The organism is Delftia sp. WSY_12, from assembly GCF_043104645.1.
In the GTDB taxonomy this organism is placed as follows: Bacteria; Pseudomonadota; Gammaproteobacteria; order Burkholderiales; family Burkholderiaceae_C; genus Comamonas; species Comamonas tsuruhatensis.
In genome coordinates this window covers 34,334-47,909 of sequence record NZ_JBICKW010000048.1, presented here as the reverse complement: position 1 = coordinate 47,909, position 13,576 = coordinate 34,334, and the positions used below count along the sequence as shown (strand labels likewise).

The window sequence follows — 13,576 nt, the reverse complement described above, 5'->3', positions numbered from 1 at the left end:
GTGAGCGGGGATCATAGACAAGCCGATGGCTATAGGGCAATCAAATGCAGGGTCAGATACATCCTGTAAATGTAAGCAATTTCCCATCTTGGATACAGGCATGTATTTGAATGGCATGCCACCCATTGATCTTCAATGCCATTCAACCCTCCATCGCGTCTTGAATTTCGCCTTGAACTGCGAATGCATTGCGCGTGCTCACACTCCCAAATACCGTTCCCACAGCGCTCTGTCCCCATCCAGCGCGGCCGAGTCTCCGCTCCATACGACCTTGCCGCGCTCCAGGATGAGGTGGCGGTCGGCCAGGCCCAGCAGGCGCTCCACGTATTTGTCGATGACCAGGATGGTCTGGCCAGCGGCGCGCAGCTGGGCCAGGCAGGACCAGATCTCTTCGCGGATGCGGGGGGCCAGGCCCTCGGTGGCTTCGTCCAGGATGAGCAGGCGCGGGTTGGTGACCAGGGCGCGGCCTATGGCCAGCATTTGCTGTTCACCGCCCGACAGTTGGTTGCCCATGTTGGAGGCGCGCTCGCCCAGGCGGGGGAACAGCGCGAACACGCGCTCGGGCGTCCAGGGCTCGGCCGCGCCGGGACTGCCCGAATTGCGATGTGCCACAAAGGCCGTCAGGTGCTCGCGCACCGTGAGGTTGGGAAAGCACTGGCGACCTTCGGGCACGATGGCCACGCCGGCGCGGGCGATGCGGTCGGTGGCCCAGCCGGCGATGTCCTGCCCGGCAAACACCATGCGGCCAGCGCGCAGGGGCAGCTGGCCCAGCAGCGTGCGAAGCAGCGTGGTCTTGCCCATGCCGTTGCGGCCCAGCAGGGTGACGACCTGGCCTGCCTCGATGCGCAGGTCCACGCCGAACAGCACCTGGCTGGGTCCGTAGCCGCTTTGCACGGCCTGCATTTCGAGCATCACGCGCCCTCCTTCACTTCTTCGTCCCCCAGGTAGGCCTGGCGCACATCGGCGTTGCCACGTATCTCGTCGGGCGTGCCGGTGGCGATGATGCGGCCGTAGACCAGCACGGAGATGCGGTCAGCCAGGCGGAACACGGCCTGCATGTCGTGCTCCACCAGCAGCATGGCGGCGCGGCCGCGCAGGGATTCGATCAGCTCGGTCAGGCGCAGTGTTTCATCAGGCCCCATGCCGGCCATGGGTTCGTCCAGCAGCAGCACGCCGGGCCGTGCGGCCAGGGCCAGCGCGAATTCCAGCTTGCGCTGCTCGCCATGCGGCAGCGTGCCTGCGGGGCGCTGCAGCAGGCTGGCGTCGATGGCGCATTCACGCGCCAGCTCGCGGGCCTGCTCGTAGAGCGCGGTCTCGGCCGCGCGCGGGCGCCAGAAGCGGAAACTGCTGCCGGCATGCGCCTGCACGGCCAGCGCCAGGTTGTCCAGCACGCTGGACTGCTTGAAGATGTTGGTGATCTGGAACGACCGCGACAGCCCCGCCGCCACGCGCTGGTGGGCGTTGAGCGCGCTCACGTCGCGCCCGGCCAGTGCCAGGGTGCCGGCGTCGGCCGCCAGCGTGCCCGACAGCAGATGGATGAGCGTGGACTTGCCCGCGCCATTGGGGCCGATCAGCGCATGGATCTCGCCAGGCGCCAGCGACAGCGAGACATGGTCGGTGGCCAGCAGCGCGCCAAAGCGGCGCACCAGGCCCTTGGCTTCCAGGGCCGGAGTGGGAATGGAGATAGGGGTGGCCGCGCCGCTCATGCCTGCCTCCCGCGTGCGGACCACAGGCCCGTCAGGCCGCGTGGCGCGCCGAACACCACGCACAGCAGCAGCAGGCCCAGCGGCAGGTGCCAGTACTCGGTCCACATGCGAAGCACTTCCTCCAGCGTCAGCATGACGACGGCGCCGGCCACGCCGCCCCAGCGCAGGCCCACGCCCCCCACCAGCACCATGATCAGCAGGTTGGCCGACTGGGTCCAGTGCATGAGGCTGGGCGAGATGAACAGGTTGTGGTTGGCCAGCAGCGCGCCCGCCAGCCCCGCCACCGCGCCGCTGAGAACGAAGGCCACGAGCTTCAGGCGGTAGACCGGGTAGCCCAGCGACTCCATGCGCGACTCGTTCTCGCGCACGCCCTGCAGCGCCTTGCCGAAGCGCGAATCCACCAGCCGGCCGAACAAGGCCATCAGCACCGCGAACAGCGCCAGCACCACGTAGTAGAAAGAAACGTCGTGGCCCAGGTCCAGCCCGGGCAGCACGGAATGGCCGGGCAGGTTCAGCCCGTCCTCGCCGCCGTACTGGCGCAGGGAGATGAAGATGTAGAACAGCATCTGCGCAAAGGCCAGCGTGATCATGATGAAGTACACGCCGCGCGTGCGCAGCGACACGGCGCCCGTGGCGGCGGCCAGCAGCCCCGCCAGCAGCGCGGCGGCCGGCCAGGCGACCAGGGCCGAGGTGACGCCATTCATCGCCAGGATGCCCACCGCATAGGCCCCCGCACCGAAGAAGGCCGCATGCCCCAGCGCCACCATGCCGCCATAGCCCAGGATGAGGTTCAGGCTGGTGGCGGCCAGCGCGTAGATCAGCACCCGGCGCACGAAGGAGATGTAGAAATCCAGCCCCAGTGCAGGCGCCACCAGCGGAAAAACCGCCAGCGCCAGCAGGGCCAGCGCGGTCCAGACGAATGTGCCGCGGAATCTGCTGTGTTCCATGCTCAGCCTCGCGCAGGGAAAAGGCCGGAAGGACGGTACACCAGCACCACCGCCATCAGCACGTAGATGGAAATCGCCGCCAGCGTGGGCCCCACGCTGGATGCCACGGCCGGGGAGAACACCTGGCGCAGCAGCATGGGCAAAAAGGCCCGCCCGGCCGTGTCCACCATGCCCACCAGCAAGGCGCCAACCAGGGCGCCGCGTATGGAGCCTATGCCGCCGATGACGATGCACACCAGCACCAGGATGAGGATCTCTTCCCCCATGCCGACCTGCACCGAGGTGATGGGCCCCAGCAGCGCGCCCGCCACCGCCGCCAGCATGGCGCCCAGCGTGAACACGCCCAGGAACAGCAGCGGTACGCGCACGCCCATCAGCGTGGCCATCTGGCGGTTGGAGGCCCCTGCCCGCACCAGCACGCCGGCGCGCGTGCGCGTCACGAACCAGTACAGGCCCAACGCGGCGGCCAGGCCGAAGACGATGATCATCAACCGGTAGGCCGGGTACATGAGATCGGGCAGCAACTGCACGGGCCCCGACAGCGCGGCCGGCATGTTGAGCATCACCGGCGCCGGGCCCCAGACCATCTTGACCAGGTCATTGGCAATGAGGATGACCGCATAGCTGCCCAGCACCTGGGCCAGATGGTCACGCACGGCAAGGCGGCGTATCAGCACCAGCTCCAGCACCACACCCGCCACGCCCGTGGCGACGGCTGCCACCAGCACGGCCGCGGTGAACGAGCCCGTGCGCTGCATGGTCTCGGCCGCCACATAGGCGCCCGCCATGTACAGCGAGCCATGGGCCAGGTTCATGATGTCCATGATGCCGAACACCAGGGTCAGCCCGGCCGCGATCAGAAACAGCATCAGCCCGAACTGCAGGCCATTCAGCAATTGCTCCAAGAGCAGCGTCCACGTCATCCACACGCCCCCTGCCGCGGGCGCATCGGCCCGCGCGCGGTCAACAAATCATCCGGCTTTGAAAATCAAGATCAAGGCACGCCGCGCCCGACGGGGGCGCGGCGGCGGGGTCACATCTTGCAGTCGTTGACGTAGACGTCCTGGTACTTGTCGAACACCTTGCCCACCAGCTTGTTGGTGATGCGGCCGCTGCCATCCTTCTCGATCACGCGCTGGTAGTAGGCCTGGATGGGGTAGTGGTTCTTGCCGTACGTGAAGGGGCCGCGCACCGAGGCGTAGTCGGCCTTCTCCAGCGCCTTGACGATGGCCTGGCGGTCCGAGGCCTTGCCGCCGGCCTGCTTGACGGCCGCATCCATGGCCATGATCACGTCATACGCCTGGGCCGCGTAGACCGAGGGGTTGCGGCCCTTGTACTCCTTGCGGAAGGCCTCGACGAAGGCCTTGTTCTGCGGCACGTCCAGGTCATGCGCCCACTGCGCGGTGTTGACCATGCCCAGCATGGGCTCGCCCACGGCCTGGATCACGTCCTCGTCGGCCGAGAAGCCCGGGCCGATCAGCTTGACGCTTTGCGACAGCCCCGTGGACACGAACTGCTTGACGAAGTTGATGCCCATGCCGCCCGGCAGGAAGATGTAGACCGCATCGGGCTTGGCCGCGCGGATCTGGGCCAGTTCGGCCGCGTAGTCGATCTGGCCCAGCTTGGTGTAGACCTCTTCGCCGGGCGCGGTCTTGTAGCCGCGCTTGAAGCCGACCAGCGCATCCTTGCCGGCCGGATAGTCGGGCGCCATGATGAACATCTTCTTGAAGCCACGGTCGGCCGCCAGCTTGCCGGCTGCCTCGTGGAAGGCATCGTTCTGGTAGGACGTGCCGAACCAGAACGCATTGCACTGCGCGCCCGCGAACTGGCTGGGGCCGGGATTGTTGGACAGGTAGGGCACCTTGGCGCCGAACAGCGCCGGGCCCACGGCCAGGGCCACGTTGGAGCCGATGGGGCCGGTGAAGAAATCCACCTTGTCGCGCTGTATGTAGCGCGTGACCAGCTGGCGCGCCTGGTCGGGGTTGCCGCCCATGTCGGTCTGCAGGAACTCGGCCGGCTGGCCGCCCAGCTTGCCGCCCAGCTGCTTGATGGCGAGGTTGAAGCCGTCACGCGCCTCGGCGCCCAGCGCGGCAAACGGCCCGGAAATATCGTTGGCGATACCGACCTTGATGGTGTCCGCCTGCGCGAGCGCGGGAACAAAGGCAGGGGCCAGGGCCGCTGCGGCCAGGAAGGGGGTGAGGAAACGCATGCTGCTGTGCTCCTTGCGCGGGCCGCGCGGATGACAATCGGTGGTGAGGCAGTCTTCCGTCACGCTGGACGGGAAACTCTGTAAGGGCTGGAACGGTTGGCGCGGGTCTTAGTTTAGGTTTAAAGTATTTTGCAGAACAAGTCTGGGACTTGTACCAATACCTGCCATACAAACCATTTCGCGCCATCTCCGTTCCAATGCCCGCACTCTACCGTCACTACGACCGCGCCGGACTCGATGTCCAGTACAACGCCCGCGCGACGGTACCCGACATCACCCCCATCATCAAGGCCTATGCCGACGACAGCCGGGCCGCGCGCCAGAGCCTGCCCTGCGCGCTGAACGTGGCCTATGGCAAGCATGCCGACGAGCTGCTGGACATTTTCCCGGCAGCAACCGGGGCGGCAGGCGCCCCTGTTCTCTTCTTCATCCACGGCGGCTACTGGCGGCTGCTGTCCAAGGACGACTCCAGCAGCATGGCGCCCACCTTCACGCGCGCCGGCGCCGTGGTGGTGGCCCTGAACTATTCACTGGCGCCCGCCGTCACGCTGGACCGCATCGTGGACCAGACACGCCGCGCCCTGGCCTGGGTGCATGCCCACATCGCCCGCTACGGCGGCGACCCGGGCCGCATCCATGTCTGCGGCAGCTCGGCCGGCGGCCACCTGGCGGGCATGCTGCTGGCCGGCGGCTGGCATGCGGACTACGGCGTGCCCGAGGACGTGGTGCGCGGCGCCGCACCGCTGTCGGGCCTGTTCGACCTGCGCCCGCTGGTGCACACCCACATCAACGAATGGATGCGCCTGAGCGAGCAGGACGCCATTCGCAACAGCCCCGCCCTCCTGCCGCACGGCGCGGCCTGCCCGCTCATCGTCAGCTACGGCGAGAGCGAGACCGATGAATTCAAGCGCCAGAGCGACGACTACCTGGCCGCCTGGAACCAGCGCTGTGGCCCCGGTCCATCGTCAGGCCAGTACGTGGCCATGCCCGGCACCAACCATTTCGACATCGTGCTCACCCTGAACGACCCGGCCAGCCCGCTGACGCGCGCCATCCTCGCGCAGATGGGCTTGAGCGCCCCCACACCGCAGAACCAGCCATGACCCACGCTCCCGACCTGGAGTCGCGCGCCGCGCCCGACGACCACCATGCGCTGCGCCTGTGGCTGCGCATGCTCACCTGCTGCAACCTCATCGAAGGCGAGATCCGCAACCGCCTGCGCAGCGAATTCGACACCACCCTGCCCCGCTTCGACCTCATGGCCCAGCTGCAGCGCGCGCCCGAGGGTATGAAGATGGGCGAGCTGTCGCGCCACATGATGGTGACCAACGGCAACATCACCGGCATCACCGACCAGTTGGAGAAAGAGGGCCTGGTGGTGCGCACCAAGGTGGAGTCCGACCGGCGCAGCTCCGTGCTGCACCTCACCCCGCTGGGTCGCAAGACCTTTGCGCGCATGGCCAAGGCGCATGAATCCTGGGTCATGGGCATGTTCGGCGACATGCCGCAGGCCAGCCGCAACGACCTGTACCAGGCGCTGGGCGACCTCAAGCAGCAGGTGGTGGCCCACCGCTCGCCCACGGACTGAGCGCGCGCAGACCCACCCCCACTCAGCCCTGCACGCAGTTGCGCCCTGCGGCCTTGGCGCGGTAAAGCGCACGGTCGGCCGCTTCCACCAGCGCCACGGCGGCACCTTGGGTGGAGCCGTGGGTAGTGCCTTGTGTAGCGCTTTGTGTAGCGCCTTGAGTCGCGCCAGCCTCACCGCACTGCGCTGTCGCCACGCCGATGCTGGCCGTCACATGGCCGAAGCGGCTGCTGCGGTGCTCCAGGCCCAGGCCCTCGATGCGCGCACGCAGCCGCTCGGCCACCTGCAGCCCGCCGGCCTGGTCCGTATTGGGAAGCACCACGGCCAGCTCCTCCCCGCCGTAGCGCGCCGCCATGTCGCCGGGCCGCTGCACGGCCTGGGCCAGGGCGCGACACACTGTCTGCAGGCAGGCATCGCCTGCCACATGGCCGTAGGCGTCGTTGTAGCCCTTGAAATGGTCCAGATCGATCAGCAGCAGCGACAGCGGCGTGCCCTCGCGCACGGCGCGCCGTGCCTCGCGCTCCAGCACCTCGTCGAAGCGGCGCCGGTTGGCCAGGCCCGTGAGCTGGTCCTGGGCGGCCAGCACCTCCAGCCGGCGGTTGGCCTGCAGCAATTCCTCGCGCGCGCTGACCAGGGAGCATTCGGCACGCGAGCGCAGCCGCATCGCCGCCGTCAGCCGCCAGCCGATCAGCGCAATCGCCAGAAACAGCCCCAGCACCACGGCCAGCGTCAGCTGCGCCTGGCGCTGCCAGGAACTGAGCGCCTCGTCGCGGCCCAGGGCCACCGTGGTCACCAGCGGGTAGCGCTCGCTGCGCAGGAAGGCATAGATTCTTTCCGTGCCATCCAGGCCCGAGCGGAACGACGCCGTGCCCGACATCGCCCCCGCATAGTGGCGCAGGAAATTGGGCGACTGCGAGAAGTCCCGGCCCAGGTCCTGCTCACGGAAGGGGTGGCGCACCAGCAGTTGCCCGCCCGGCGTGCTCAGTGAAATGGCGCCCTGCTCGCCGATGTCGATCTTGCCGAACAGCCGCAGGAAATTTTCCACACCCAGCGTCACCACGACCACGCCGGCAAACTGGCCCTCGCTGTCGGTATAGCGCCGGCTGATGGTGATCACCCATTCGCTTGTGGAGCGGCTGCGGATCGGCGGCCCGATGTAGATGCCTGACGACGGGTCGTCGCGGTGGTGCGTGAAGAAGTCGCGGTCCGCGCTTTGCGTTCCTGGGGGAAACGTCCCCTTGGACGACATCAGCCAGCGCCCCTGCGCGTCCACGACCAGCAGCTCGTTGAGCTGGTTCAGCAGCTGCTCCTGGCGGTTGACCAGATGCAGCACGCGCTCCAGGTGCGCGGCACCGGCGCCATCCAGCTCCAGCCTTTCGGCAATGCCCAGCAGCAGCATGGAGCTTTGGGTGATCACGCCTTCGGAATAGGTATTCAGCGTCTGCGCCAGATTGCGGTTGACGGTATCCACCTCGGCCAGCGTGCGCTGGCGTGCAGCCACCAACTGCCACACCGTGGCCGCCGATACCGACACGAACACCACGGCCAGCAGCCAGCCCACCAGGCGGGTATCGCGTTTGACGGGCCGACCGCTGCGGCTGCGGCAGGCCCTTGTCCACCAATCCCTCTTCGTCACATGCACCTGCGCCATCTCGGCGGTCTCGCCGCCGTCCGATCTTGGGGTTTTCTGCGTCCGGGTTCAACGCCAGTGCAGCTTCCTTCCGCAAGCGATTCCCGTCCTCGACCCAGGTCGAGCCGGAAAAACCCGCGAACCCGGTATTGTCCCCGGCTTCGGAAAAATCGGCCGGCAGGGTTGGGATTGGGGGGTGCTGCCGGCAGTTTCAGGCTGAATGCGGATGGCAGGCCTGTGATCACAGGCCTTATCGTCAAGGCATGGGTGATCAGCCGGGGCCGTCGCTCGCGGCAGCAAGAAGCGGCACCAAGACATCACCGATCGGGGTCGGAATCCCGCGCGCCCGGCCGCGGCGCGCGATAACGCCGTTGCGGATATCCCATTCGAGCGGACGGCCTGCTTCGCGATCCGCCAGTATGGACGTGCCCAGGTCGGCAGGGGATGCCTGGAACTTGTCGAGGATCGCCTGCGGGACCTCATCGCCCAGTTCAGCACCTTCGGCGCGTGCCACGGCCAGGCACTCCTGCAGGTAGTCCAGTGTGAGCTTGGAGATGTCGTGCCGGCCGTACATGCCCGAGCGGCGATGCGTGAGCGCCATGAGCCCGGCCGCCGCGTTCTGCAGCAGCTTTTGCCAGGCCAGAGATCTGAAATTCGAAACCAGGTCTACCAGGCACCGGGAGCCTTGCAGTGCCTGCGCAACCACGAGGGAGGCCGCTTCGTCAGGCAGGCTGATCCGAGCATCGCTGCGCAGGAGCACCGACCCATCGGATTGCGCCTGCGCAGGGAACCACACGACTGCAGGAACGACTCGCCCCTGAGGGCACAGCGCAGTGACACTCTCCAACTGCTCGACCCCGTTTTGCAGGACACACACGACGGTTTGCGGGCCGCTCAACGCCGCAAGCCATTGCGCAGTGGCAGCGGTCTGAGTCGCTTTGACCGCGAGAAAAACGAGGTCCACCGGGCGTGCAATCTGTGCTGGATCCGTTCTCACCGGCCCGGGAACAACGATGCGAACACCGCTACCTTGCAGCACCAGGCTGTCGCGCGGCGTACGGCCGCAAAGCATGGGCGTGCGGCCGACTTCGTGCAACGCAGCAGCGACGGTGGTCCCGATCGCACCGGGCCCCAGGACAGCGATTCTTGTATGGACTTGTTGATTCACTGAAGCGGATTCCTCGAAACGGGTGCTCGGCGCCGGCCTCGACACCTGAAAAGGACAATTATGGAGTGCCACGGGCGCAGTGGAGGGCTGCTCTTGGCTGTGCCTGCATAGGTGCAATGCATCTTGATAGTTTCTCAGTATTCATCCCGGCAAAATACACGTCAGTGGACTCTTTCATTGGGCATGCAATATGAGTTGACGAACATTGCAGTATTCCGTAACGATTGACGCATATCCGGCTTTGATATTCCGTGCCTTTTGGCGAATTGCTCGACCGCCGCTGTGTCAAAACGCGTAGTCTGGATGAAGTCCAGGGCTTCGGCATCCGTATTCAAAAACCGCGCAACCGGAGGAATGCTCAAAAGCCATTTCAGCAATCGGAGCGAAATATGATGCCTTGGGGACTTTATTCCAAGGGGTTGTGCCACCTCTGCCAGGAGTTCTCGCAAGTTGGGACTTTGGTCGTCAAGCGCCAGGAGCTCCTGACCGGCCATGGAAGGATCAAAAGCGCAAGCCGAAACCAGCTCGACCAGATAATCCACAGTGACCAATGGCAACCAGTGCTCTGCGCTACCCGGCACTGCAGCCAGTTTTCCCTGCGCCAGATTGCGTATCAGATCCACCAGTGGCTGGCTGCAAGGTATATGTCCCGTGCGGCTATGACCACAGACCGTTGCGGGGTGCACGACGGTCATTTTCCCTCCCTTGGCAGCCATGAACTCCAGGGTCGCGAAATGCGCCTCCAGTTTGCTCCCCTCGTAAGCGCCGACACGCCGATAGACGGCAGGCCAATGAGTCCTTTCCGGATGGCCGGGATCAATTCCGATGCGCTGCAGATGTTCATTGTTCTTCAGCATATAGCCGCCGATCATCACCAGCCGGCTATCTTGCTGCGCTGCCAACAACGCCACGCGCTTTGCACCTTCCACATTCACTGCACGCGAATGCTCCATTGAAAGGCCCCACGCGAAGTGGGCGCCCAGGTGGAACACAACTTCGGCCTGCCGCAAAGCCTCTCGATCGGAAAGACTCAAGCCGAGGCTCTCCTGCTCCAGATCGCCAGCCACGGCAAAGACCCGGTTTGCGACACCTCCCAGATTGTCGACCTGCTCCCGCAGTTGCGCCAGGCGCTCCGGGCGACGCATCAGCACCCGAATCGTGTGACCTTTTGCGCTCAGGCATGACACCAGATGCTGGCCGATGAAGCCGGTCCCTCCCGTAACAAAGCACTCCACGCTCATTTTTCTGCTCCTTGGCACGATGAAAAATCGAGTGTAGACTGTCGATCCAACTCTATAGTCAAGCGTTTTTTCATGAATATCGGCGAACTCGAGGTCCGCAGCGGCGCCAGCCGCCATACCCTGCGCTACTACGAGAAGATCGGCCTTATCGCACCATTGCGGCGAAACAACAATTACCGTGTTTACACACCACAAACCCTGCAGGATCTTGGATTTATCCAGCGCGCACAAAGCATGGGATTTTCTCTTGCGGAAATAGGCGAAATTCTGGACGCGCAGAGAAACAAGTCAATCGATTGTGCCGAGGGTGCCAAGTTGATTGAAAAGAAAATGCTGGAAATCAGAAAGAAAATCACTGAGCTCAAAAGCATTTATCGGTATTTGGACGAGGAGCGTGCAAATCTCGAGGCCAGTGCTGCCAAGCAACTTGAGCTTCAGCGACTCAACAACGCCTTGAAGTGAGCTGTCGGCATCCAGACAACAGCGGCAATCGCTGCATGGCTGCTCCCGGCATCACCCGAGTACATCCGCGCAGCCTGGACAGAAAACGCATCTGCCGCGCCAAGGCATGGCGCAGCCATTCATCCACGGCTATGCTCAATACCTTTGCCGTTGCGCAGCCGGCGCCCGCCCTGCAACGGACCTTGACTGTTCAGGACCTCCCATGCACATCGAACCCGGCGTCGTCAGCCCCGAAAAAATCGCCCTCAGTTATGTCACCGCCGCAGCGGCCTTCGGCCTGACCGCCGCCCTGGCAAGGCAAAGCCTGCGCGACAACGGCGGCTGGCTCGCGCTGCTGGCCCGCAGTGTCATCACCACCGCGCTGGTGTTCAGCTTCTTCGAGGTGTTTCCGCACGAGCCGGTCGGCGTGTCCGAGGTCCATCTGATCCTGGGCTCGACCTTGCTGCTGATGTTCGGCGCGGGAGCTGCGGCCATCGGCCTGGCGTTCGGCCTGCTGGTGCAGGGCCTGTTCTTTGCCCCCTTCGACCTGCCGCAGTACGGCATGAACGTCACCACCTTGCTGGTGCCGCTGTATGCGGTGAACCAACTGGCGCGCCGGCTGATTCCCGCCGGCACGGCCTATGTGGACATCAGCTACAGGCAGGCCCTGGCCCTGTCCACCACCTACCAGGGCGGCATTGTCCTGTGGGTCGCGTTCTGGGCCATCTACGGCCACGGTGCCAGCCTGACAACCTTGACCGAGGTGGCAAGCTTCGGTGCTGCCTACATGTGCGTCGTGCTGGTGGAACCCCTGGTGGACCTGGCGGTGCTGTGGCTGGCCAAGCGCCTGGCGACCTTCACCCAAGGGCCGCTTTTCAATACCCGCCTGCACGCCGTTGCCGTCTGACAGGGCCGGCTCTCCCGGTCACGGTTGACGCCCCATAGGGCATCTTGCCCCGGTGCTCCCGCCTTGCCGCCCCCGGGCCACCATGGCAAAGCGGGGAGCGGCAGGTGCATGGACGGCCCCGCGCGCAGCCGTGGCCGCTTCCTCTTGGTCCAGCATGACCAGGTCCCTCTTCATCAGCCTGCCGGCAAGCGAGCTCGGCAAATCCACCGCCTTCCACAAGGCCCCGGGCTTCCAACAGAGCCCGCAGCCCAGCAGTGAGGACGGCTTCGCCATGGTCTGGAGCGGCGGGATGCCTGCGCAGTGCAAGGACCCGGCGTTCGCCTCCGCGACGTGGCCTTGGCAACGCGGCCGACGCCGGAATCGCTGCAGCCGGGTGATCGGGCAAGCCTGAAAACCCGCTTCCTGCGACAATCCGCCCCGCTCGCTTTGCTCCACTGCATCGCGACGGCACGGACCGTCGCCGCATTGCTCCTTGTCTGGCGGCTCTCACAAGGAGCGCGCCTGCGCCGATACCTCCATCGCCCATGGCTCTCGACCCCTTCACCCTGCTCGTTCTCACCACGGCCATGGCGGCCGCTTCGGCGCTGTATCTGGCTGCGGAATGGAGCAGCGTGCGCGAACGCTCGCTGCTGCTGTGGAGCGCGGGGTTCGCCATCATCGTCGTGGGCTGCGTGCTGGCCCTGCTGCGTTCCAGCGGCCATGTGCTGCTGGGCATCTGGTTTCCCAACGGCCTGCTGATCGCCGCCCACTGGCTGTTCCTGGCCGGGGTCGCCGGATTCATGCGCGTGCGGCTGTCGCACTTCTGGTGGCTGCTGGCCGTCGTCTGGCTGGCCATGCTGTTTCTGCCAGACGGGCCCTGGTGGTCCAAGGCGATGCTGGGCATCCAGTCGCTGCTGATCGCCATCACCACCTTGCGCGCCGGCCTGCTGCTGCGCCCGCATGGCGGCGCGCTGGGCATGGGCGCGGCGCAGTTGAGTTTCGTGCTGCTGGCCCACGGCCTGTTCTACCTCGCCAAGGCAGGATCGACCGTGGCGCTGGACGCCTTCGTCAACCTGGGCAGTTTCCGCGGCACGGTGATCCTGATCTCGCTGGTGGAGGGCGTGATGGCGATCATGCTGCTGGCCATGTCCATGACCGGGACGGAGCGCCATCGCCGCGAGGAGCGCATCGCGCAGATTGCCGCCCGCGATCCGCTGACCTCACTGGACAACCGCCGCGCGCTCTATCTGCGCGCACCGGCGCTGCTGGCACAAGCCTCGCCGGCCCGCCCCGGCGCCCTGCTGCTGATCGACATCGACCACTTCAAGCAGGTCAATGACCTGCACGGCCACGATGCCGGCGACCGCCTGCTGGTGACGCTGAGCGACCTCATCCGCAGCGTGCTGCCTCGCGGCGCACTGGCCGCGCGGCTGGGCGGGGATGAGTTCGTGATCCTGCTGCACAACGTCTGCGGCACGGCCGCACAGGCGCTGGGCCAGGACTTGCGCGAGGCGTTCGTGCAGCAGGCGCGCGCGATGTTCGCGACGCCGCAGCCCGTGTCCCTGAGCATCGGTGCGGCCTTGTTCGACCAGCCCGGAACAGAGCTGTCCCACTGGCTCAAGCAGGCCGACGAGGCCCTCTATGCATCGAAGCGCAAGGGACGGGACCGGATGGAACTCGCCCCGCTTGCGCCAGGGCGGCCCCACGGATGATCTGCTTGCCGCAGGTGGGCCGCTTGCGTGCGCTTGCAGGTCACATCTGCC

At 65.8% G+C, this 13,576-nt stretch carries 13 protein-coding genes; 5 read left to right on the top strand and 8 right to left on the bottom strand.

Annotation, left to right across the window (positions count from 1 at the left end; all coding sequences use genetic code 11):
- Positions 1-198 precede the first annotated feature (198 nt).
- From ACF8LI_RS22730 to ACF8LI_RS22710, 5 genes are all read right to left on the bottom strand, one after another.
- Positions 199-912 carry an ABC transporter ATP-binding protein gene (locus ACF8LI_RS22730; protein ID WP_013801790.1) on the bottom strand — a complete coding sequence of 238 codons (714 nt, stop codon included), beginning with the start codon at positions 910-912 and terminating at the stop codon, positions 199-201.
- Positions 912-1,706: an ABC transporter ATP-binding protein gene (locus ACF8LI_RS22725; RefSeq protein WP_193615974.1), complete on the bottom strand. Its 795-nt coding sequence runs from the start codon at positions 1,704-1,706 to the stop codon at positions 912-914. Before ACF8LI_RS22725 ends, ACF8LI_RS22730 begins: the two co-directional genes overlap by 1 nt.
- Positions 1,703-2,653 carry a branched-chain amino acid ABC transporter permease gene (locus ACF8LI_RS22720; RefSeq protein WP_126312090.1) on the bottom strand — a complete coding sequence of 317 codons (951 nt, stop codon included), beginning with the start codon at positions 2,651-2,653 and terminating at the stop codon, positions 1,703-1,705. The genes ACF8LI_RS22725 and ACF8LI_RS22720 overlap by 4 nt, the downstream gene beginning before the upstream one ends.
- Before the next feature lie 2 nt (positions 2,654-2,655).
- Entirely contained in the window at positions 2,656-3,576 is a 921-nt protein-coding gene (locus ACF8LI_RS22715) for a branched-chain amino acid ABC transporter permease (protein WP_013801787.1), read from the bottom strand.
- 110 nt (positions 3,577-3,686) lie between these two features.
- A complete protein-coding gene (locus tag ACF8LI_RS22710) occupies positions 3,687-4,862 on the bottom strand; it encodes an ABC transporter substrate-binding protein (protein WP_016450648.1) in 1,176 nt (391 codons plus the stop codon).
- A 197-nt stretch (positions 4,863-5,059) separates the two neighbouring features.
- Here ACF8LI_RS22710 and ACF8LI_RS22705 point away from each other — a divergent pair, with 197 nt between their 5' ends.
- Complete coding sequence (locus ACF8LI_RS22705) at positions 5,060-5,965, top strand: alpha/beta hydrolase (protein WP_392414183.1); 906 nt, start codon at positions 5,060-5,062, stop codon at positions 5,963-5,965.
- Positions 5,962-6,450 (top strand): MarR family winged helix-turn-helix transcriptional regulator, encoded by a 489-nt coding sequence (locus tag ACF8LI_RS22700; RefSeq protein WP_012206289.1) that lies wholly within the window; start codon positions 5,962-5,964, stop codon positions 6,448-6,450. Before ACF8LI_RS22705 ends, ACF8LI_RS22700 begins: the two co-directional genes overlap by 4 nt.
- Before the next feature lie 22 nt (positions 6,451-6,472).
- On the opposite strand, the gene ACF8LI_RS22695 is transcribed toward ACF8LI_RS22700, so the two are convergent.
- The 3 genes from ACF8LI_RS22695 to ACF8LI_RS22685 form a co-directional block, all read right to left on the bottom strand.
- Complete coding sequence (locus ACF8LI_RS22695) at positions 6,473-8,098, bottom strand: sensor domain-containing diguanylate cyclase (RefSeq protein WP_026062543.1); 1,626 nt, start codon at positions 8,096-8,098, stop codon at positions 6,473-6,475.
- A 250-nt stretch (positions 8,099-8,348) separates the two neighbouring features.
- On the bottom strand, positions 8,349-9,245 hold the full coding sequence (locus ACF8LI_RS22690) for an oxidoreductase (protein ID WP_034367652.1): 897 nt from the start codon (positions 9,243-9,245) through the stop codon (positions 8,349-8,351).
- 161 nt (positions 9,246-9,406) lie between these two features.
- Positions 9,407-10,486: an SDR family oxidoreductase gene (locus tag ACF8LI_RS22685; protein ID WP_392414182.1), complete on the bottom strand. Its 1,080-nt coding sequence runs from the start codon at positions 10,484-10,486 to the stop codon at positions 9,407-9,409.
- A gap of 72 nt (positions 10,487-10,558) precedes the next feature.
- Here ACF8LI_RS22685 and ACF8LI_RS22680 point away from each other — a divergent pair, with 72 nt between their 5' ends.
- The 3 genes from ACF8LI_RS22680 (at position 10,559) to ACF8LI_RS22670 (ending at position 13,525) form a co-directional block, all read left to right on the top strand.
- Positions 10,559-10,948 (top strand): MerR family transcriptional regulator, encoded by a 390-nt coding sequence (locus ACF8LI_RS22680; protein WP_016450653.1) that lies wholly within the window; start codon positions 10,559-10,561, stop codon positions 10,946-10,948.
- A gap of 202 nt (positions 10,949-11,150) precedes the next feature.
- The gene (locus tag ACF8LI_RS22675; RefSeq protein ID WP_016450654.1) at positions 11,151-11,834 is read left to right on the top strand and encodes an energy-coupling factor ABC transporter permease; all 684 of its coding nucleotides are present in this window, start codon (positions 11,151-11,153) and stop codon (positions 11,832-11,834) included.
- Positions 11,835-12,358: 524 nt separating this feature from the next.
- Positions 12,359-13,525 carry a GGDEF domain-containing protein gene (locus ACF8LI_RS22670; protein ID WP_017406008.1) on the top strand — a complete coding sequence of 389 codons (1,167 nt, stop codon included), beginning with the start codon at positions 12,359-12,361 and terminating at the stop codon, positions 13,523-13,525.
- Positions 13,526-13,576 lie beyond the last annotated feature (51 nt).